Source organism: Actinoplanes sp. NPDC026623 (genome assembly GCF_040638275.1).
Classification (GTDB): Bacteria; Actinomycetota; Actinomycetes; order Mycobacteriales; family Micromonosporaceae; genus Actinoplanes.
Genome location: NZ_JBEZXZ010000166.1, coordinates 1 through 19,612, shown reverse-complemented (window position 1 = coordinate 19,612; position 19,612 = coordinate 1). Strand labels below are relative to the sequence as shown.

The 19,612-nt window shown below is 69.1% G+C and carries 18 protein-coding genes; 1 reads left to right on the top strand and 17 read right to left on the bottom strand.

Annotated elements, in window-relative coordinates:
- Positions 1 to 83 precede the first annotated feature (83 nt).
- From AB0F10_RS34130 to AB0F10_RS34110, 5 genes are all read right to left on the bottom strand, one after another.
- Positions 84 to 1,001, bottom strand: a complete 918-nt coding sequence (locus AB0F10_RS34130) for a hypothetical protein (protein WP_360634702.1) — start codon at positions 999 to 1,001, stop codon at positions 84 to 86.
- A gap of 1,156 nt (positions 1,002 to 2,157) precedes the next feature.
- Positions 2,158 to 2,448 (bottom strand): hypothetical protein, encoded by a 291-nt coding sequence (locus AB0F10_RS34125; protein WP_360634699.1) that lies wholly within the window; start codon positions 2,446 to 2,448, stop codon positions 2,158 to 2,160.
- Positions 2,449 to 2,533: 85 nt separating this feature from the next.
- On the bottom strand, positions 2,534 to 2,902 hold the full coding sequence (locus AB0F10_RS34120) for a hypothetical protein (RefSeq protein ID WP_360634696.1): 369 nt from the start codon (positions 2,900 to 2,902) through the stop codon (positions 2,534 to 2,536).
- Positions 2,903 to 2,982: 80 nt separating this feature from the next.
- The gene (locus tag AB0F10_RS34115) at positions 2,983 to 4,794 is read right to left on the bottom strand and encodes a DUF3560 domain-containing protein (protein WP_360634693.1); all 1,812 of its coding nucleotides are present in this window, start codon (positions 4,792 to 4,794) and stop codon (positions 2,983 to 2,985) included.
- Positions 4,795 to 5,075: 281 nt separating this feature from the next.
- Positions 5,076 to 6,389 carry a DUF6884 domain-containing protein gene (locus tag AB0F10_RS34110; protein WP_360634690.1) on the bottom strand — a complete coding sequence of 438 codons (1,314 nt, stop codon included), beginning with the start codon at positions 6,387 to 6,389 and terminating at the stop codon, positions 5,076 to 5,078.
- 304 nt (positions 6,390 to 6,693) lie between these two features.
- Between AB0F10_RS34110 and AB0F10_RS34105 the strand changes: the two genes are divergently transcribed.
- Positions 6,694 to 7,377 (top strand): TIGR02391 family protein, encoded by a 684-nt coding sequence (locus tag AB0F10_RS34105; RefSeq protein ID WP_360634687.1) that lies wholly within the window; start codon positions 6,694 to 6,696, stop codon positions 7,375 to 7,377.
- 51 nt (positions 7,378 to 7,428) lie between these two features.
- Here the strand turns inward: AB0F10_RS34105 and AB0F10_RS34100 are convergent, their stop codons facing one another.
- The 12 genes from AB0F10_RS34100 to AB0F10_RS34045 all read right to left on the bottom strand — a co-directional run.
- Positions 7,429 to 7,620, bottom strand: a complete 192-nt coding sequence (locus AB0F10_RS34100; RefSeq protein ID WP_360634684.1) for a hypothetical protein — start codon at positions 7,618 to 7,620, stop codon at positions 7,429 to 7,431.
- Positions 7,621 to 8,025: 405 nt separating this feature from the next.
- Positions 8,026 to 10,026: a DNA cytosine methyltransferase gene (locus AB0F10_RS34095; protein ID WP_360634681.1), complete on the bottom strand. Its 2,001-nt coding sequence runs from the start codon at positions 10,024 to 10,026 to the stop codon at positions 8,026 to 8,028.
- A 984-nt stretch (positions 10,027 to 11,010) separates the two neighbouring features.
- On the bottom strand, positions 11,011 to 12,501 hold the full coding sequence (locus tag AB0F10_RS34090) for a class I SAM-dependent methyltransferase (RefSeq protein WP_360634678.1): 1,491 nt from the start codon (positions 12,499 to 12,501) through the stop codon (positions 11,011 to 11,013).
- Positions 12,502 to 12,655: 154 nt separating this feature from the next.
- Positions 12,656 to 12,817 (bottom strand): hypothetical protein, encoded by a 162-nt coding sequence (locus AB0F10_RS34085; protein ID WP_360634675.1) that lies wholly within the window; start codon positions 12,815 to 12,817, stop codon positions 12,656 to 12,658.
- Entirely contained in the window at positions 12,814 to 13,203 is a 390-nt protein-coding gene (locus AB0F10_RS34080; protein ID WP_360634672.1) for a hypothetical protein, read from the bottom strand. Before AB0F10_RS34080 ends, AB0F10_RS34085 begins: the two co-directional genes overlap by 4 nt.
- Positions 13,204 to 13,490: 287 nt before the next feature.
- Positions 13,491 to 13,949, bottom strand: coding sequence for a hypothetical protein (locus AB0F10_RS34075; protein WP_360634669.1), 459 nt, complete (start codon positions 13,947 to 13,949; stop codon positions 13,491 to 13,493).
- Between the two features lie 258 nt (positions 13,950 to 14,207).
- Entirely contained in the window at positions 14,208 to 14,459 is a 252-nt protein-coding gene (locus tag AB0F10_RS34070; RefSeq protein WP_360634666.1) for a hypothetical protein, read from the bottom strand.
- Between the two features lie 104 nt (positions 14,460 to 14,563).
- A complete protein-coding gene (locus tag AB0F10_RS34065) occupies positions 14,564 to 15,664 on the bottom strand; it encodes a hypothetical protein (RefSeq protein WP_360634663.1) in 1,101 nt (366 codons plus the stop codon).
- Positions 15,665 to 15,717: 53 nt separating this feature from the next.
- A complete protein-coding gene (locus tag AB0F10_RS34060) occupies positions 15,718 to 16,185 on the bottom strand; it encodes a hypothetical protein (protein WP_360634660.1) in 468 nt (155 codons plus the stop codon).
- A gap of 89 nt (positions 16,186 to 16,274) precedes the next feature.
- A complete protein-coding gene (locus AB0F10_RS34055) occupies positions 16,275 to 16,754 on the bottom strand; it encodes a hypothetical protein (protein ID WP_360634657.1) in 480 nt (159 codons plus the stop codon).
- Positions 16,755 to 16,843: 89 nt separating this feature from the next.
- Positions 16,844 to 17,311, bottom strand: a complete 468-nt coding sequence (locus AB0F10_RS34050) for a hypothetical protein (protein WP_360634654.1) — start codon at positions 17,309 to 17,311, stop codon at positions 16,844 to 16,846.
- A 263-nt stretch (positions 17,312 to 17,574) separates the two neighbouring features.
- Positions 17,575 to 19,612, bottom strand: a 2,038-nt coding sequence (locus tag AB0F10_RS34045; protein WP_360634651.1) for a hypothetical protein, incomplete at its 5' end; no start/stop codon positions are given.

The window sequence follows — 19,612 nt, the reverse complement described above, 5'->3', positions numbered from 1 at the left end:
ACGTTCGTCATCAGTGAGCACGATCGGCACTGCTGTCGGCAATGGCATGCAACCACCGTACCCACTGACAACGATTTAAAGACTCAGGACACTAGGCGTTCCCGCCACTCTCGCTCTGACGTGATGAGGGGCCCAGCCAGGGGCCACCGGCCTTCGCCGGCCAGGGCCGAGACCTGACCGATCAGGGCCTGAAGGACCGCCAGCAGGTCGGGCGCCGACTGTGCACACGCACATTGTTGCCAGCGGTCCGGTTCATCGGGCGCATCCTCAGCGTTCAGCGCGGTGGTGCCCAGTTCAGGGCGAGCGGCCAGCACGGACGGCCCTTGCTGGGCCAGCAAGCCCAGGTACGACAGGGCCGGTCCGGGCTCACCTTTCGCTGCGGCGCGCCTTGCTGCTTTCCGCGCTGCTGCCAGAAACACCTTCTCGGCCTTTGCAGCCTTGAGCCGGGCACGCTCATGGGCACGGCGAGCCCGATACTGCTGGTGGAGCCGATCGCCATGCTTGATGGCATCCTTACGGGTCCGCACGTTCGGCTTGGCGACCATCGCCGACCATGCCCAGTAAGCCCGTCGCGGATACCTGATCCAGAAGTCCAGGCCTAGCTGCGCCTTTGGCATGGATTTCTTCTCCGCCAGGCGCATCGCTTTGCGGCTGCGTGCGCCTGAGCGGACCTCCCACAAGATGATCCCGACCAGCGATGACGTACCCACCGCGATGCCCTGCAGTTGGGCCAGCCACCACGGCAAGGCAGGGTCGAACGCGTGGGCGAAGTAGTTGATCCCCGCCCCGAACAATGCGGCGACCCAGGTCAGCACCCTGGCGATGCGGGCACGCTCACCCTCGAGGCGCAGCCGATGCGCGGTCAGCGCGAACGCCAGGCTGGTGCCCTCGATAAAGGCTGCGGCCCCTACCGCGCGTGGCCATACCCAGTGCAGTTGCTCGTGGAACACCTGCGTTTGCGACGAGGCGGCCACGTACACCACTGTGGCGTAGACGCTCATGGAGTACACCGCTGCGGCTTCCCGGCGGGCCGCCGCAGCCAGGCGGCCCATCCGATGGGCCACCGCTACGACCGTGGCGCGGCGGGCGGCCCACCGGGCACCACGGGCCTGTGCCTTCGCCGTCGCCTGTTGGGCGCGCGCGGCCTCCCGATCTTGGGCCGCAGTGTGTTCGGCCGTCCGCTCTTGGGCCGCTGCCCGTGACTCGGCCTCCCTGCGCAGGCCGCGGGCAACGATGCGGGCCGCCCGTTTGTCGGCTTGGGCTACCGATGCCTGCACCCCGCCATCCGCGAGGGCTGTTGTCGCCTCGCTTGGCTCCGTTGCGGTCGGGGTGCTCATCGCCGAGCCGCTGTTCGCGTACCACGTCGCCTCGCGGCGGGACGCCGTCTGGCGGCAGGGCGCCGTCGCCGCGCTCGTGCGGCGGCGGTCTGCCGGCTGCGGGCGACTGCCTGTCGATGGGTCAATACCTTGACGACGAGCACCCCGACGAACCCAGTCATGAACCCGCCGACCGCTGCGACGGCGACGAGCACCACCAGAGCCACGAGGACTGCGCGAGCGAGGGTCCGCACGACCGGGTGCCGCAGTTGGTCGGCGATATCATCAGCGTGGTGACGGTGGGAGAGCAATCGCTTGGTGAGATGGTGCGGATAGCTGGACACTGTTGGTACTCCCTGTGACAGGGAGCACCGGGGGCGGGTTTGTGCTGCCAGGCTTGGGCCCGCCCTCGGGCTCCAATGGGAATGGCTCTGCGTCGGCCACCGGATAGGGCCGACGGCGGTGCGGAAGAGCACCACGGGTCACGGCTCGCAGCCGCTGGTGGGCCCCATGAGGACGAGCGAGGTCAGCCTGTGACGGCGGTCAACCGCGTGATGTTGGGCCCGTACGACGCTGGAATCCGGGCGATCACCCTACGGCCAGCCGACCGTGGTCGAACGCCTGCGACCCGGGCAAGGATTCGCTGCCGGGTGCTGTCGGCGGCTCGTGGCCACCTCGGGTGAAGTGCACCAGGTGAGCGGGTTCAACACGGCCACGGTCCGCCGGCGCGTTGCTTGACTTCGACTGCAGGGGGTTTGCCATTGGTAGTGTCGCCGCCCCGGACCGCGGTCGATAGGGCCTGCGAGTTGTGGTGCTCTGCGGCGCCGGCTTTTGGCGGCGTCTACTTCCGGTTCGGGTGGTCGCCGTTGTCGTCGACCGGCATGCCGTTCTCGATTGCCGCGAGCGAGTTCCGCAGGTCCGTCTCCATGGCTTGCGTGACCAGGGCGTGCTGGGCGATGTCGTCGGGTGTCAGCTCGACTCGGGCGGGCTTCTTGCTGCCATCGACCTGCGCCACGACGACCTCGATGCCGACCCCACCGTCGTCGTAGCCGACCAGCCGGGTGTAGACGTTCGAGCCTTTCGCGGTGCCGTCCAGGCTCAGGGCACCGACGTGCCGCCCATCGACGTGCATCTCGCACCAGGCCGGGCAACCTGTGCCCGGATCTCGCTGCTCTGGGTGGGGATCGTTCATCTCGGGCGCCTCCGTAGATGAGTGGTTACCGCGTACGAACTTTCACCCTTTTTAGATCCTGCTCCCATTCGGCCTCGCGCTGCTCGATGCGTCCCGGGTCGCGTCTCGCTTTCGGGAGCCGGTCGTGCCAGAACGCGCGCAGGTCGTCTACCTGTTCGGCACTCCAGAGTGCGAAGTTGGGGCCTCGGGCTTCCCGGGGATAGGGCATGGGGTGGTTTTCGTACCGGTGGGGACGCTTTGCGCCTTCCGGAGTTGGCTTCGACCAGCGGAGGAAGTCCCAGACCCGGTCGACGGGGACGGCGGGCGCGTCGGGTCCTTCAACGCTGCGACGCTCCTCGGTCCAGATCGCCGCGATGTCCTCGGCGAACAGAACCCAGTGGCCATATCTCGCCATGACAACTCCACCGATCCCATCCCCTGCTGTCCGGTCCAGCCGGACGATGCTATCGGACTCGGGCCAGGGCCGCAAACGTCCTACCCTGGCTGGTCAGCCAGCATCCTGAGTTCTGCCAGCAGCGGTCCCCACGGATCGCCGCAGTCATCGTCGTTGGCCCCGCCAATTGCGGTCCAATGCTCGACTGGGTTGTCGGCCGCCGACGGTTGGGGTTCTGGGTCGGTAGACGCAGTGACCGACACGGTCTCTACCGGCTCTGCCTTGCTCACCTCGGCCACGTCCACCGCGGACGCAGCCGCAGGTGGGGTTTCCTTGTCCCAGGTGCCTGCCGGGTGCACCGCGAACCAAAGGGGCAACTTGAACGTGCGTTCCTGCCCACCAGTGAGTGTGATGCTCACGAACTCTCCGGACTCACGCCGGTCGTTCACCTCTGACACCGCCGCGACCGGGCCGCAGAAGCCCCGCATCAGGTGGTCCTTGCCGTAGCCCCGGTCGTAGAAGCCGACGATCAGGTCGCCGGGCTGCACGGCGATGATGTCGTCACGGTCACGTATGAAGAACGACTTCACGGCGGTCCGGCGCACCGGCTCCCGGTCGGGCATCCGCCACGCCGCGGCCAGCTCTATCGGCTCGTAGGAGGCCGTCACCTCGGCAGCTGTCTCTCCCGCGGCGAGCCGGTCGTAGACGTCGACGAAGGCGGCCTTCACTTTCCGGTCGGTCGCCGCGTCGGTCACGCCTTCCAAGCACGCAGCGGCCTCGGCGTCGCTGGCGTGCATGTCGAGGCCAAGCGCGATGTTGCGTGCGAGCTCGATCCTGCCGCGCTTGAACAGCGCCTCCGTGCTGGAGTCATTGCCAGCCAGGTCTCGTTCGAGACTGCGCCAGCGTGCGATTTTGCCGGCCAGCTCGACCGGCCACGGCTCGCCGTTTGGTGTGTCCCACTGCATGCCGTCGCGGCGCCGCCCGGCAACCTTGTCCCAGGCGATGGTGCGCGGCCAGCCCCAGCTGCTGCCGGTGACGCTGACCGACTTCGTGTTGACCCGGGTCACCTCGTACCAGTCGCCGAAGCCGTGGTGGCGCACCTGGTCGCCCTTGACGAAGTGCTGCCGGGCCCAGGGCACGAACGCTCCAGATTCCTCGTGCGCGGCCAGTTGGGTACGCCAGTAGGTGATCTGCTCGTCGGCGTCAGCGATCCAGCGCTGCAAGTCGTCGCGCCGCCTACTGATGGCCGGCTCGTGCGTCTCCACGAAGGCAATATCGCCGTTGCCGTTGCGGAAGTTCCGCTCGTAGCCGCCGAGCTCGCGCTGGTAGCGCCGCGTGTCGGCCTCCAGCTTCTCGATGCGGCGCATAGTGGTGCGCGGGTTCTCCCGATGCTTCTGGTGGGCGACCGCGCCGCGCGCACGGTCGGCGAGGTGCTCGCCCTTGTTCCACAGTTCGAGGGCCTTGCCGCGGTGGTTGTCGGCGCGGCTGAGGTCGCGGCGGTGCCTGCCTGCCGAATAGTGATCGACCAAGATGGGCTGCCCGAAGGGGATGCCGTCGGTGATGGAACGGGCCGCCTCGAGGCCGGCAGCGTCCGCATTCCCGGCCCGCTCGGCAAAGCGCTTGGCGCGGTCCTCCGCCCGTTCCTGGCGCTCGGCTTCGACGATCTCGGTCGGGCGAGGAGTGTTGTCGATCTCGATGGTGACCTCGTGCCCAGCGTCGCGCAGGGCGCGCGCGGCCCGGTTGATGATCAGGGTCTTGGCGTCGAGGTCGCGGCTCGGGCGGATGTGGATTCCCTGGCGGCAGCGCCAGGTGAAGCCGTTCCTGCGAACGATCTCGTAGACGCCGTCCTTCTTCTGTGAGCCGGTGAGCCTGGTGCCGTCCTGGTGGGTGTGCGTGATCGTCAGGTGTGCCATTACTCGGGTGCCTCCGAGGCCTACGTGACTGTTCAAGCAAGGGGCTGGGAACGCGAACGCCCGCCCCGGCGGGATGCCGGAACGGGCGTTCCTCTGAAGGGATGGGATCGGTCAAGAGCGCACGATTCAGCGGAATTTCTCGATGTTTCTGTCACGGAGCAGGTTGCGCCGAGACGTGCGCCCTGGTGTGCGTTCGTGCAGGTCAGAGGAGTGGAGAGGTGGCGGTGGCTGGTCGGGTCGGGACAAGTAGTTGATCGGGACCGGGCCGCCAAATGAGCAGGTCAGACGGCGACCGGCAGGTCTTCCAGCAGATACACCCACGGGCCCGACCGCGGCCCGGACGGGGCACCTGCGGCGAGCACGCGTTGCCGGTGCGCCCACTCGCGAGCGGCCTGCGGGCAGTTGCGCTCCCATTTGACGAGGCCGTGCGGGCACAGGTCCGCGCGGCGGCGCATGTCGTCGGACCAACCCGCCGAGTCGATCGAGGTGACGAGATCCCCAACCGCTTCCAACAGGCGGCCCTTACCTCCGAACAGATGCAGCCGGTGCAGCCCGGCCGCGTGCAGCATCTCGACGATCTGGGCCGCCTCGCCCGGTGGCCGACCGAGGAGTGCGCCCACCCCGACCAGCGGCTCGGAGTGCAGGTCGATGCCAGCCCGCCGGTACATGTCCAGGTGCCGCAGGTACCCGGCTGGTGTCGTTCCGGTGACCACGGTCAGAATGTGCACGCCGGTGTCCGCCGCCCGTAACTGCGCGGCCGAGACTGTGGTGCGAATCTGGTGTTCGAACTCGGTCAGCCCGGTCGCCCTCAACGCCGTCGGGCTCGCCGGCCAGTCTTGTGCCGCCGCCCACACTAATCGGCCGATCTCCGTGCGATACCGGCGGATGTCGGCGGTGTACTGGCTGCCTGACACCGTCCACCCTCGGTGCTTCACCAGCTCCTGGTACCCGCCCGAGTCAAGTACCCACGGCGCGGTCGCCACGGGCAGCCCCACGAGGTCGCGGAGTCGGTCGTACGACACCAGCACCGGTGTCGGCGTGCTCCACCAGAACGCGTTGACGTCCGCGCCGATCCATACGGACAGCCCCGACCTGGACGCGCGGCAGCTGCGAGGACTGCGGTCAGGGCGGCCGCCGAGAAACGCGTTGACCCGCCGCTGCTCGCCGTTGCCTCGGCACCCCTCGTAGGCATCCATCGGATATACGTGCAGCGTGCGCAGCGCCTCGTTCAGCGGCCGGAAGTAGGCCTGCGGCAACAACGCGACCACCCGCGACCGCCACCCGATCCCGAACGCTTGCGCCTGCGCGACCAGGGTGGTCACGCTCACCGCCCCCGGCGCGTCGATGCGCTGGTCGTACGGTGCCAGCACCCGATCCAGCTCCACCAGGCCATGCTTTCCGGACAACAGCAGCACCCGAGCCGGCTCGTCGTGCGCGGCCAATTCCGCGTTCTCCAGCGTGTGCCGAAACATCTGACCCCGGTAGAGGTCTCTAGCCCGGGCGGGCCGGTCCCATTTGGCCCGACCGCAGGGAATCACATACGTGACGCCCTGATACAGCGGCGCTGGGCGCCCCAATTCCCGTGTTGCGGTCATAGGTCCACCGGTTTCAAGACGTGCCCCCCATGGGTGGTCGAGCGGATCGGTCCCGTCTGCATGGCCGGAATGATCTCGGGAAGGACCCGTAGAGGATTCGGGCCAGGTCGTCGAGATCGAGCTCCCGGGTCAGGGTGGTGAGCAGCCGCTGGCCGGGGCCGCGTTTGAAATCCGAGGTGCTTATCTGCACTTCACCCGATCGGGTGGCGGTGGCCTGATCGAGGCATCCTGGATCCGGTCGCGGGCTGCGGAGCGAGCGGAAACCTATTGGGCCGAGTGCTCCGACGACCACGACAATGCAACGGTGCCTAATGGATTGAACCTGACTGAAGATCAGATCGTTGCGCTGCCGCTGGACGAGTTGGCGTTGCTGATCTTGCGTGATGCCGACAGTACCAACGCATGGAACTGGCGCAGCTGGCTGCTTGAGGCGAGGCAGTCCGGAGTGAAGCGCCCGGATGCCGCGCTGGCGTTGAGTGAGGCCTGGAACTGGTTGGATCGTCACGGCTTGGTCGTCTGGAGCTTGACCAATGACGTCGACAAGGGCTTCGAGATCAGTCGTAAGGGACAGCAATTGCTGCAGGATGGCCTGCAGTGGCTGCGCGCGGTGGAGCGGTTGGATGTTGAACTGGTTCCAGCACTCGAGCACGTCGCGCGCCCGCAGTTCCTTCGAGGTGACTTTGAGACTGCCGCGTTCGCGGCGATGAAGGAAGTCGAGGTCCAAGTCCGAGCGAAAGCCGGGCTCGGCACTGGGCCGGACGAGGTCGGGGTCAAACTTATGACGAAGGCGTTTCGGCAGGGCGGCCCGTTGTTCCGCGAGGATCTGGAGGGTGGTGAGTCGACCGCGCAGATGAACCTGTTCCAAGGCGCGATCGGGCTGTTCAAGAATCCGTCGAGCCATCGGCGGGTGGACTTCAGTGACGCCACTGAGGCTGCGGAGATCGTGCTGTTGGCTGACTTGCTGTTGCGGTTGCTCGACAAGATCTAGGAGTCGTCTTCGAGGCCGGCTTAGGAGTGGTTGTGCGCGGCGGCGTGGGCGTCATGGCGCCGTGACGGCAAGGTCCATGGGCGACGCCGTCGGCGCGGTGCAGGAACCCTTGTGCCAGGGCAGATTGCACGTCCGGCCCGGCGCGGCGCCGCACGAATGCGGCATCGCGCGGACCAGGGCGAGTGTGGTGTCGTGGTGGAAGCCGAGGATCCGCCTGTCTGGCTGGCCGATGATGTGGGTCATGGAGTGGCATCCGGGGATCTGGGTGAAGATGTCGCTGGCGTCGAGCGTCGCGGCGGGGCCAATGAGGGTGGCCCTCGATGGTAATGCCATTCCAGCTGCGCCATCGCTGGTCCTCGCAGCAGCGCACCGCCATGGTGGAAATGCTGTCGGGTAGCAGGACCACAGTGCACCCTCCTGGGCAGCCGTGGCTGCCGGGTGGGCTAGGCATGAACAGCAGGTCACGCACCTTTGCCTGAATCATGGGTTTCTTCCTGATCGGGTGGCGGATGTCAGATCGCGTCGTGAAGCAGCTGGTCGACCACGTCTCTGTTGCGCCAGGCGAGCATGGTCATGAGCTCCTTCGCGGCGAGGGCTGGACGGCCCGCGCGCTGGGCGTGCGCAGGCCGCGGTTCCGGGTCTAGGGCGTCAGAACATCGGGTGTGGGATGAGGACCTCGGCGACGCGCTCGCCGATCCACTGGGCGACGTTGCAGCTCACGGCGTTCCCGGCCTGCATTGTCTGTTCGCCGCTGCCGCCGAGGACGAGGTAGTCGTCGGGGAAGGTCTGGGCGCGCAGGCTTTCGCGGGACTTGAGCATCCGGTAGAAGGCGTCGAAGACGTCGACGTCGGCGTGGCCGGCCAGTTCCTCGGCGGTGATCATGGCGAACCGGTCGCGGGTGGAGACGGTGCCGATCGGCTCGCCGGTGGTGCTGGCCGCGCCGGTGGAGTAGTACGGGACGACCAGGGCGTTGTGGCGGGCGGTCGTGACGGTCGCCAGCGGGCCCTCGATCGGTACGGCTTCGGCGTGGTTGCGCTGCACGTCGATGAACGCGCCGGGGTACGGGGTGACCAGGGCTTCGCAGCCCTTCTCGTTGGCCATGACGGTGCGGCCCGGTTCGGCGGTCAGGTCGATCGGGTCCTCGGCCCAGGTGCCGCCGACCGGCACGGACATGGGCGGGATGACGATGCCGTCGCCCATCTTGGTGGTGCACGCCGCGAGCGGATAGTCGCCGAGGGGGTGGATGCGGTCGTTGTCGTGGTTGCTGTTGACCCGGAACGCGCCCGGCGGCGGGGTGAGCAGGCCGTGGTGGTCGATCGTGGTGACGGTGCCGAACGGTTCGTCGCCGACGCCCTTGCACATCCGGCCGGGGTCCTGGTCGTCGGTGAAGTTCTTGACGTAGAACGCACCGGGCGGGACGACGGCGCCGAGGGTCGGCGAGCATTGCGCGGTGGCCATCGGAGCCTGGTCGGCCGGCCACGCCCGCAGGTAGCCGGGACGCTCGTACGTGTTCCCGGCGACGGTGGCGACCATCCGCCGGTTCCCGTACTTGCGCATCCCGGCCCGGATGCGGGCCATCGTCTTGGGCGCGAGCCCTTCCGGTTTGCGATCGGTGCGGGGCAGGTCACCGATGCGCACCCCGAGGTCGGACCAGTCGATCGCGGTAGCGGCGGGCAGCACGTACGGCTCGACGCGCTGTCCGCAGCCGCTGTTCGGGCAGGTGTACCAGTATTGGCCGTAGGATGAGTTCGGGTTGCGCCGGTAGCGGCCGACCCGGAATTTGCGGTTGTGCATCTTCGGCAGCCACGTCTGCACGCCGTGAACGTCGCGCTCGCAGGTGAAACACCGCGAGATCGGACGGGGTTCGACGTCCGGGGTCCGGCCGATGTCCTTGCGGACGAACACGATGTAGAGCCGGTCGCGCCACTGCGGGGCGTACGGGATGCCGTCACCGCCGACGTGCGCGCTGTTCACGCTGACCAACTGGTAGTGGTAGCCCAGGCGGGCCATTCCGGCCAGCCACCAGTCGAACAGTTCCCACCGCTCGGCCACGTCGGGCACGTTCTCGATCAGGACGGCCTTGAACCGCCACACCTCGGTGGCGCGGATGACGTCCATGAACGTGGCCCGGGTGCGTTCGCGGCCCTTCTCGCTGACATGGCCGAGCATCTGCACCGTGTCGAAGCCGTCGTCGGAACGCTTCGGACCGCCGTTGCCGCCTGCGGGACTGAGCTCCGTACAGATCGGTGAGGCCCAGAGCACGTCCGCGCCGCGCGGCAGGTACCGGAAGTCGTAGTTGTTGACGTCAGCGCACAGATGCTCCGCTCCGGCGAAGTTCGCCGCATGCGTGTCGATCGCGGTCGCCCAATGATTCGCGGCCAGCAGCAGCTCGTACCCGGCTGCTGCCAGGCCGACGGACGAGCCGCCCGCGCCGCAGAAGATGTCGACGAACTTCAGGCCGTTGCTGCGCTTCGGCGTCCACAACCGCCCGCCGGTGGTGACGTAGTTGAGGCGTTGCTGTTCGCGGCGGGCCTTGGCCTGGGCGGCGCGGAACCTGTCGTTGGCGGCCTTGGGGTTGACCTGGTGGGCTTCGATGCGGCGGGTTGCGGTCTTGCTGACGGGCTTGGCGGCGAGCGCGGTAGCAGACAAGTGTTGGGTGCCTCCAACAAGAACGCCGCCCGGACGAATCCGGGCGGCGAAGGGTGGACCTCGGGCAGGGGTGGGAAAGCGGGAGGATCAGCAGGGGCGCAGCGCCAGCACAGGGCAGGCGACGTGCTCAACTGTCGTCGTGAGTGAATCGGTCGACGAAGACCCGCAACAGGGCCGCCAGCTCCGGATGCCTTGGCCGGTTCACAGACGCGGGGGGATTGCCGGGCATGGGAGCCGGAAGCTGCCGGTACCGGCGAAGCTCGTCCTGGATTCGGGCCCTGGTGGCGTCGGAGAGTGGGCGGCGCTGGACGTCTACGGGCGGTGTCGACCATCCGGTCGCGGCCGGCACGGGAAACCGGTACCGGCGAAGCCCGTCCTGCGATTCCGGGACCTGCTCAAGCCTCTCGGCGTTCGTGCTCGGATTCGGCTGCGGCTTCATGTCGGGGCGGCGGAGCGACTCGCTGACGGGCGGTTCGCGCAACAGCGGGTAGGTGTTGCCCGGGCACTGTTTCAGGATGGACGCCCAGAGGGTGTCTCGGTCCTGGCTCGCAGGGGCTTCGGCCGCAGGCGTCGGTGCACCGGTGCTCGGCCCGGTCGATGAGGGTGGCGGACGCGGGCCGCCGGTCCTGCTCGCCGTCGGTGGCTGCACGAGGTGAGGTGCGGTCAGTGGTGTCGATGCTGCTCATGGGCGTGGTGCCTCCAATACGAGATGCCGCCCGGGCAGGCCGGGCGGCAAGGGCGTGGATGCGGGAGTGGCGCAAGCGCGCAGGGTTCCAGACGGCGCAGTTGCTGTCTGGTCGAATCGGACAGAACGTTACGGTGGGAGGCTGGCCGAGACCAAACACCGCAGGTCGGAAGGGGTTTGCCTGGCGCAGTGCACGCAGCGGGCATGGGCGGCGCGCGGGACGCGCGCCTGCGGGGTGCGCACCCGCAGCGCGCCACCCGCGCGCCCGGGCGGGCTCGACGGGCGTCGGCTACGCGGGCTTACGACACCATGTTGAGTTCCCGCTCCAGGTGCTCGATCTCGGCGAGGACGGCGCCCCACGGGTCCGGTTCGCCGGTCACCGCGATGGCGGGCGCGTCCGGGTCGCTGCGCCACAGCAGCGCGGCGCGGTCGGCGTCGTCGAGGTCCGCGTCCGGGTCGAGCCGGTCGGCGTACGCCCGCAGGTACGTCGCGGCGATCCGGTCCGGGCCGCCGCGCAGCGCTCCGGCTTGTCGCGCCTCAATCAGTTCCGCCTCGGCAGCGGCGTCGTCGACGCCCGCCACCACCCGTAATGCCGCCTGCACGCGGGCGTACCGCTCGCGTTCCAGACCGTCGACGGGGATCATCCCGCCTCGGTTCAGCAGCAGGCTCCACACGGAGGTCGCCGCGGCCCTGGCCGCCGGCTCGCGCCACACCTGCTGGGCGACCTTGGACGCCGCCTTGTACGACTCGCCGTGGTTAGCGCAGGTGAAGCACAGGCCCACCGTCAGCCCGGCCTTGTCGCGCTCCTCCGCTCGCAGGCAGGAGTGGGCAGCGTGATTGCCGAGGGCCTGGTCGTTGGATCCGTCGAACTCCCACAGCAGCCACCCGCATCGCCAGCACTGCGCCCGGTACCGGAACACCCGGTCCTGCCTCGACCAGGTGTCATGCCATACCTGCACCGGGGCTTGCTGCACCGCCCGCGTGGTCAGCCACGGAACCTTCACCCGGACCGGTTCGATCGCGTCCGGGTAGTGCCGGAACAGCCACGGCGACCGCCCCTCCTGCCTGGGTACCGGCCGGGCCAGCCAGATCACGCACGTCTGCTGCCCGCCGGGGAAGGTGTCCTTCGGCAGCTTCGCCCACCCGCCGAAGTCGTCGGCCAGCTGCCGCAGGTCGCGGTGCCGCTGGTCTTCGCGGTACGCGAACCCGGTCGGCACGACGGCGACCAGGCGCCCGCCGGGCTCCAGCATGTTCCACGCCAGCATGACGTGGTCGATCCAGACCGCTGCCCGCTGGCCCGGTAAGGCGAACGGCGGATTCATCACCACCGCGTCGAACCGCGCGCCCTGGCCCGCGCTGGCGGTGTACTGCTCGAAGGTGGTGTTGACGACGGTGACCCGTCCGCCGTGGTCACCCACCAGCGCGGCCCGCTCGGTGTTCGGCTCGATCGCGACGACCTGGATTTCGTCGTTGGCGTCCAGGATCGCCCGCACGAGTTGCCCGTCCCCGGCGGACGGCTCCAGCACCCGTGACCCGGCCGGCATCCGCGCGAGGTCGCTGAATGGCTCCGTGGTCAGTTCCTCGGCGAGCGCCTCCGGGGTGGGCACGTAGCCCTCGGCTTGCGCTGGGCTGCGGTATACGCCGGTCTCGATCACCTGACGGATTGCCGGTCGGCAGTCGTAGCCGAACGTGAATGCGCTGTGGCGGGTCTGGTAGGCGCCGCCGAGCGTGGTGAGGACCTTGCTCACGGCGTTCCACAGGTCGGGGTCGAGCCGCTGGGCGATGTGCACTCGATAAGGGCGGATGTCGGCTGTGGTCAGGGCAGTTCGCGTGCGCTGGTCTGCCTGATGCAAGATGGGGTCTCCAGGATGTGTTGGGGAACCGTCTTGGAAAGCGCGGCCGGGCCCAGGGGGTGCCTCCCCGCATGGCCCGGCCGCTCTGAAATCACTGGTCGAACACGTCGGCATACTCGGCGGCCTGCTCCGCCTCCATCCGATCCAGATGGCATTCGGGCAGGCCTTCGTACTCGGCCAAATGCGATCGGCAGAGCGTGTTCGGGTCGACGTCGTCGGTAAGGTCTTCGGCGCACCAGGGGCAGCCGGTCACGGGCTGTGCTCCTCGCTGTCGGAGAGCACGTTCGCGAGGTTCGACGCGGTGTTCGGGTCGAGGTCGTAGAGCGCTAAGACCCCGCCCTCTTGCCGGGTGCGATGGCGCAGCCCGAATGCATCGAGGTTGGCCCACTGCTGCAGGTCGGCGACGGTGGCCGCGTCGATGAGCAGGCCACGCCCGAAGTCCAGGGCGAGCGCGTTCGCGACGCCGGCGAACGTGGCGAAGCTGTAGCTGCACACGCGCCTGCCGTCGTCGTCGCGGAAGACGATCTCGCGTGCGTGTTCGTGCAGTTCGACCAGGTAGGTGGTGCCGTTGGCGTCGTTGCAGCCGGTCCTGTCGTCCGGCTCGACGGCGGGCAACGGGATGTGCTCGGGAGCGGTCAACCTGAGCCCTTCCATGACGAAGGGACCACCCGTGCGGACGGTCCCTGAGTAGTGGCTGCGATCGGGTTGGAGTGTCAGGCGCATCCGCGGTCCGGCTGAGGTCGACCACTCTCGATCGCGCGGCGGACATGCGGGACAAAGGCGCGGAGACGCCAGGCGCTATGCGGCGCTCCTGCAGGGTCATGCCACCGGTGGCCTGAGGCTCAGCTCCGGGCGGCTGCAGGAAGCCGATTCCGGGGCCTGCCGCCCGGCGCACGGGCGGGCGGCAGGCCCTCGGTGGAGTTCGGTCAGGCGGCGGTCACAGTGATGCGCTGCGGGTCGATCGGGATCATCCGGCTGCGGTGCATCCGCCAGTATTCGCGGCCGGACATGCCCCCGAGCCGGGCGATGCGGTACATGTCGGGACGGTTGCCGTTGCTTTCGCCGAGGACGACCCAGAGCCACTCGCTCGGCTGCTTCCAGGTGGGGCTGTCGACGGTGACCACGGTGCCGTGGGTCAGCGGCGGCAGATACTCCACCACCTGCGCCGGGGCCGGCCGGGGCGGGGTTGCGCCGACGGGCGGGGCGGGCCGCAGATATGCCGGGTTGATGCTCCCTCCGGCGGGGTCATCGGGGTTCTCCGGCGCGATCACGACCTTGACCTGATTGTGCTTCGTGACGATGTAGACGACGCCGCGGCGGTTGGCGGTGGCGAATCCGTCGTCGATGATTACGCGACTGTTGAGTGCGGGCTTCTCGGTGGGCACGGCGATTCTCCCTACGGGCAGAGGGCTGGGGTGTGCAGACGCGGCGGCCCGGCCATCGCGCGATGGCCGGGCCGGGATACCAGGTCGTTTTGCCTGCTACGAGTACGCAAGGCTTGCGTTCACTCGCCGTCACGTTGAGGGTCGAGTTCGCTGCGGATGGGCACAGATGGTGAGCGGGTCGAAGTCCTCGCAGCGGTCCTTGAGCGGGTCAGCAGCGTGAGCCTCTCGACGAGTGATCTGGGTGAGGGATCGGGGTTGTCAGATCGCCCAGGCGTAAACCCGGTGTTCGGAGCCGATCTGCCGGGCGATGGCCTCGAATCCGGTGCCGAACTCGCGTCCGTCGTTGATGCGCTCGACCTGGGCGGCGGCGCGGGCGACGCGGTCGTGCCGCGCGACGATCGCCGACTGGCCACGGCGGGCGGTGAGCGCGGCGGCGAGCTGCGTCTTGGTCGGCACTGTGGGGTCGGACTGGGCGGGTACGCGTTCCCAGGTCAACCGGTTGTGGTCCATGGTGTACGCCTTCCTGTCTGCGGGGCCGGGCGGGGATGCCCGGCGCCTGCACGGCAGCAGCCCGGCTCAGGTGCCGGGCTGCCACCGGTGCGGGCGCCGGACGGTCAGCGGGGTTCCGCGAAGGCGGCGAGGACCAGGTGTGCCGCATCGGTCACGCTGGTGTGGGTGCGCATGACCTCGCGCACCTGGCCGATGGACAGGCCGTGAAGCGTGAGCATGTCCTCGTGGAAGGACCACGTGCCGCTCTCGATGTCGGTGTCCCCGGCCGGGATCGCCCGCAGCGCGTCGATGGCCGCTCCTATGTGCTCGGCGGTGACGTCGATGCGGAAGCCGCTACCGTCGTACGTGGCCTCGTCGGTGGCATAGGCGAGACCGGCTGCCCGGGCGATCGTGTGGGACGACTGCTGCGAGTGGTGGTCGCCCGGGTAGTCGGCAAGGGCCTGTTCGGTAAGCTCCCCGTCGGTCAGCGCTGTGACGATCCCGTGCAGCGCGGTCGCGAACTGGGACTGCCAGATGTTGAGCGTCGCGGACATCGCTCCGGCCACCCGATGGCGCAGACTCACGGCCTCGGCCGTCTCGCTCACCGCGTCCAGGTGCTCGCCGGTGATGATCCGGTAGGCAAGCCGCACCGCGTCCCGCGCCGCGTCGTCGCCTTGGTGGCGCGCATCGATGGCGCCGCTCGTCTGCCCGGCCTCGCTCGTCGTGTCGTGCGAAATGGCCGCGTCCTGGTCCCGAGCTGCCATCACCGTGGTCGCCGAGGTCAGGAACCTGGTGATCAGGTCCGCGAACCCGGCGGATCTGGCGCTGCTCTCGCCGCCGGCGGGTGCGCCCGTGAGCGGCTTGAGGGTGACGAAGTCCCAGTCCTCGTCGTACAGCCCGACGATCTTCTCCTCGGCGGCGTGCTCGCCGGGCGCGGTCGGCCCGTGGAACGTGAATCCCCGGCTCAGGGATCCGATGGCCAGGGCGTACTGCTCGGTGCGGAACCGGTCGACGAGGGCCTGCCCCAGGTTCGCCAGTTCCTCCGGGTAGCCGGTCAGTTCGACATCCCCGGCCAGCCGCACGCCGGCCCGACGAAACCCGACGATCCGGCCGCTGAGCAGCGTGTCGCCCTCCCGGTAGAACGCCGTGATGTAGTCCCTGCAGATCGCGTTGTCGCTGATGGGGTTCTCCTCTCCTCGACGCGAGCACCGGCTGCTCGGCGCCACTCGGCGACCCGCCACCCCGCGCCGGCGGGGTGGCGGGCACCGGGCAGCACCGATCAGCGGCAGTCGTTCTCGACCAACGGCTCGCCGTCGGGGCGCACGTCGAATTCCTGGGGCGGCCGGATTTGCGCTCCGTCGAGGTCGCCGTCGCCATCGAGGGCGGCGAGCTTGTCGGCTGCCTCTCGGGTCTGCGCCTTGCGGTCGCCGATGAGCCTGTTGAGGTACGCCTCGGCTGTCACCCAGTCGACGATCTCGCCGTGGTTGCCGTCGGAGTGGTAGCCGTCGCTGTGCCTGAGGAGCACGTCGACCCCGATGCGGTGGAAGCCGAACGCGGTCAGATACCGGGCCAGCGCCTCCGCCTCGTCGCAGAACAGCGCCCCGTAGGCGAATCCGTCACCTGCGTCGACCCGGGCGATGGTCTCCGCGAGGTCGAGAGCGGCGGTGTGGCGGCGGCTGCCGAACCGCTCGGCGAGCGCGTCACCCAGGGCCGCCAACGTGCCGGTCAGCCGAGTCTTGAGCGTCAAGGTGGTGTCTCCGTTCGCTGGTGGACGGTGGGGTGTGATGGCGCAGGCCCGGCCGGTCGGCTGGCTATCGGCGGCGGCGTTCACGGCGGTCAACCGGCGAACTGAAACGCGTTGTCCTTCACGCAGGCGCTCGGGGTGCCCTTGACGTGCAGGTCGTGGTTGGCCGAGCGGTCGCGCCATGTGCGGGCCTCGTGGCCCCAGTCGCTGACGCCGACGATGCGGGGCCACAGGTGCCAGCGCTCGGCGGCGGCGAGGCGCTCGCCGACGGCGCGGGCGCGGTACTTGCCGGTGAGGCTGTCGTGCACGTCGCTGGCGGCGAACGCGGCCATCAGGGTGTGGACGACCTGGAACATCCACGTGCCGACGCGAAACGCCCGGGATTCGCCCCACGAGTCGCTGACGTACTCGCGCCAACCGTCATTGACCTGGCGGTTGATCTCGCGGGCGACCTCGTCGGGGACGAGGATCACGTCTCGGTAGGCCCAGTCGAGGACGATCGTGATCTGGTCGGCGGTCAGGTACGGCAGCACCTGAATGGTGTCCGGCAAGGTGGTGACCTTTCTGCGCACGGGTGGCTGAGGGTGAAAGCGGCCCGGCCGCGGCCTCGGGTGAGGTCGCGGCCGGGCGCCGAATGTCGCGGTGGGGGCGTTTGTGCTGCTCAGCGCTTGCTGCCGCGCCGGTAAGGGTTGCGGGGGCGGCGCGGCAGGGCGGGCCGCTTGGCGTTGACGGCCAGGGCGGCGCCGTCGCAGGTGTGGGCGATCTCGGCGCTGGCGGCCAGGCACTGGTAGTGCCCGCAGCCGATGGCGTCGATGGAGCAGCCGCAGCCGTGCACGCAGGTGACGCACCGGCCGGAGATCTCGGCGACGGTCGCTGTCATGCGGCCGCGCTCGTCGGTGGCCCATCCGGTCGTGGTCCGGTATCCGGCGTGGCGCTGCAGCAGCCGCTCGGCCTCGTCGGTGACGCTCTGCCCGTGCAGCCGCAGCAGGTGCGGGTTGATCCGGACGGTGACGGCCTCGCCGTCGACGGTGACTCGCAGGAACGGGTCTCCGTAGCGGGGGACATCGATCTCGGCGGTGACCGTGAACGAGGCGTTGAGCGTGCTGGCGGGGGCGGTGGTGATCGACATGGCGAACGTCCTTTCGGCAGGTGGGCGTGGTGGAGCGCCCGGCGATCCGCCGGGTGATGCGTGCAGGGGTGGATGGCGCAGGTGCGCCGGAGCCGCGGACACCGCAAATGATGTCCGGTCGGACCGGACACAACCTAGGGCAGGCTGGTCCCAGGACCAAGAACCCCAGGTCAGTAAAGGTTTGCCTTGCGTGGCGCACGCTGTGCGCACGCCGCGTGTTGGGCGCTGGTGCGTGTCTGCGGGGACGGGCTCGCGGGCTTGGCTCAGATGCCGAGTTCCGCGAACAGGCCCGACCAGCCCGCGAAGGCGTTGTCGACCGGCTCGACGGCGCCCGTCGGCGAGATGTCGGCGAGGTCATTCGTCGTGCTCGGCTGGGCGCTGGACGACGCGATCTGTTGGGCGGGTCGGCGCAGGCGCCACACGTGAAGGCTCAGCCCGTCCCAGCCGTCGGGGTAACCGGCGATCGTGTGGTCAGGCTTGTAGTCCTCGCCCGCCCGAAGCAGCTTCTCGGCCAGCTCCAGGTCTGCGTCACGGACCGCCTTGTGGATGCGCTCGACCAGCACGGCCGCGCCGGTCGCGTAGTCGAAGTCCGGGTCCGGCTCCGGCACGATTCCCGGGTGGTCTTTCGGGTCGCACTGCGGGTCCACGCACGATTCGAGGTGCGCGCAGACTTGGCAGAATGCGGTCCGGTCCGCGCGGTCCTTCAGCCCTGCCCACGGGCAGGTGAACAGGTGGTAGCAGACCGGGCAGGTGACCCGATCCGGTTTGAGCCCGTACACATGCGACGACTTGTCACCCTCGGGCAGGTCGATCCGCCCGCACCAGCAAGGGTTGGCCAGTCCCTGCCGCCCGCCGCCGAGGTCGACGGGCACCGGGTACCCCGCCCGGACGTGGGACCGGCCGCTCGGTGTTCCGGGCTCGCGCACCTGCGCGTCGGAAGACTGCGCCGTCTGCCCTCTGGCGGCCGACGCATCGTCCGGGCTCGCGTCGGGATAGCGCGGCGCCCCGGCACAGTGACCGACCTCGGTCGTCTTCCCCCACTCGCCGCGCGGGAGTCCGCACTGCGGGCAGAACGGCAGCGTGACGTAGCTTCCCCACCAGTGCCCGGTCGCGCCGACCCGGGGACCAGCGACCTCGCCCGGGCACAGCTGGCAGTATTCCGCCTCACCGCCGTGCTGGAACGAGCGGTGCCGGTAGGCGATCACCATCTTCGAGTACGCGACCCGCCGCTGATAGCGCTCCCAGGTGTCGCGGCCGCCGATGGCCGCGCCGCCGTAGGCGGCCACCCAGAAATCGTCTCGGCGACGGTCGATGAAATGCGCCGTGCCGGCCGCGTCGAGCACCCGCAAGGTGCCGCCGTCGTTCGTGGATTTTTCGTGCACCTCGACGATCCCGTGCTCGGGGTGCTGCACGTTGAACCCGACCGGTGGGTTCTTCAAAGGCCACCAACCGGCCTTCGGTACCTTGGCCAGCGCCCGCTCATCGTGCCGGGCCTGGACGGCTTCCACGATCGCCCCGACGATCTGGCCCTGCCGGGCGTACCGCTGGCGCATCACGCAGTCCTGATCCACGTAGACAGCCGTGTAGCCGTCACGGCCGGAGAGCAGCGAGTCCCGGGACTCGTACGACAGCTGCCGTACCGCGAAAGGGCCGACGGTGAACCACGTTCCGTCGACCCGGCGCACCCCCGGCTGCTGCGACCAGGCGGTGCTGCCGATGAAGCCGTCCTTCGCCGGTATCCCCGTGTCGCGGGTGACCCGTTGCATCACCTCCCGGCCCTGGGTGACAACGCCGAATTCGCCGGTCGATGCCTCGGCGGGGATGGGCACGACATCGCGGTCCAACGGCGTCGTCACCGCCGGCGTGCCGGCGCAGGTCGACAACTCGCACGCGTCGTCACCTACCAGGTGCTCGCAGGTCGGCGGTTCCGGCTGCTCCGGCGCCAACTTCACCCAGGCGTGGCAGGGCACGAACCGCTCGGGCGAGGCGCCCGGTGTCGTGTAGTGGATCGCGTTCTCGTTGACGTGGAAGTGTTCCGCGATGGCCGCCGTCAGCGGCCCGCTGTCGCATCTGCCGTCGACGAGTTCCGCGCGGACGTCGGCGATCACGGCGCTGCCGTCGCGTGCCGTCCAGCTGACACTCTTGGTGTAGCGGCGCTCGCCGATGTAGAGGTTCACCCGTTGCCGGGCTGGCTTGGCCATGGTTGTCCCTTCGTGTGCTGGTGGGAAAGAGCGCCCCGTGGCGTGCCCGGCCGGCCAGAAAGGAAGAGACTCGGGTAGGCAAAAAATGTTACGGGTCAAG

Bases quoted from the DNA above. Each gene is read 5' to 3' on its own strand.
- AB0F10_RS34070 (WP_360634666.1), bottom strand. From the start codon at position 14,459: ATGGACCACAACCGGTTGACCTGGGAACGCGTACCCGCCCAGTCCGAC.
- AB0F10_RS34130 (WP_360634702.1), bottom strand. From the start codon at position 1,001: ATGAGCGTCTACGCCACAGTGGTGTACGTGGCCGCCTCGTCGCAAACG.
- AB0F10_RS34120 (WP_360634696.1), bottom strand. From the start codon at position 2,902: ATGGCGAGATATGGCCACTGGGTTCTGTTCGCCGAGGACATCGCGGCG.
- AB0F10_RS34050 (WP_360634654.1), bottom strand. From the start codon at position 17,311: ATGTCGATCACCACCGCCCCCGCCAGCACGCTCAACGCCTCGTTCACG.
- AB0F10_RS34125 (WP_360634699.1), bottom strand. From the start codon at position 2,448: ATGCACGTCGATGGGCGGCACGTCGGTGCCCTGAGCCTGGACGGCACC.
- AB0F10_RS34110 (WP_360634690.1), bottom strand. From the start codon at position 6,389: ATGACCGCAACACGGGAATTGGGGCGCCCAGCGCCGCTGTATCAGGGC.
- AB0F10_RS34115 (WP_360634693.1), bottom strand. From the start codon at position 4,794: ATGGCACACCTGACGATCACGCACACCCACCAGGACGGCACCAGGCTC.
- AB0F10_RS34100 (WP_360634684.1), bottom strand. From the start codon at position 7,620: ATGACCCACATCATCGGCCAGCCAGACAGGCGGATCCTCGGCTTCCAC.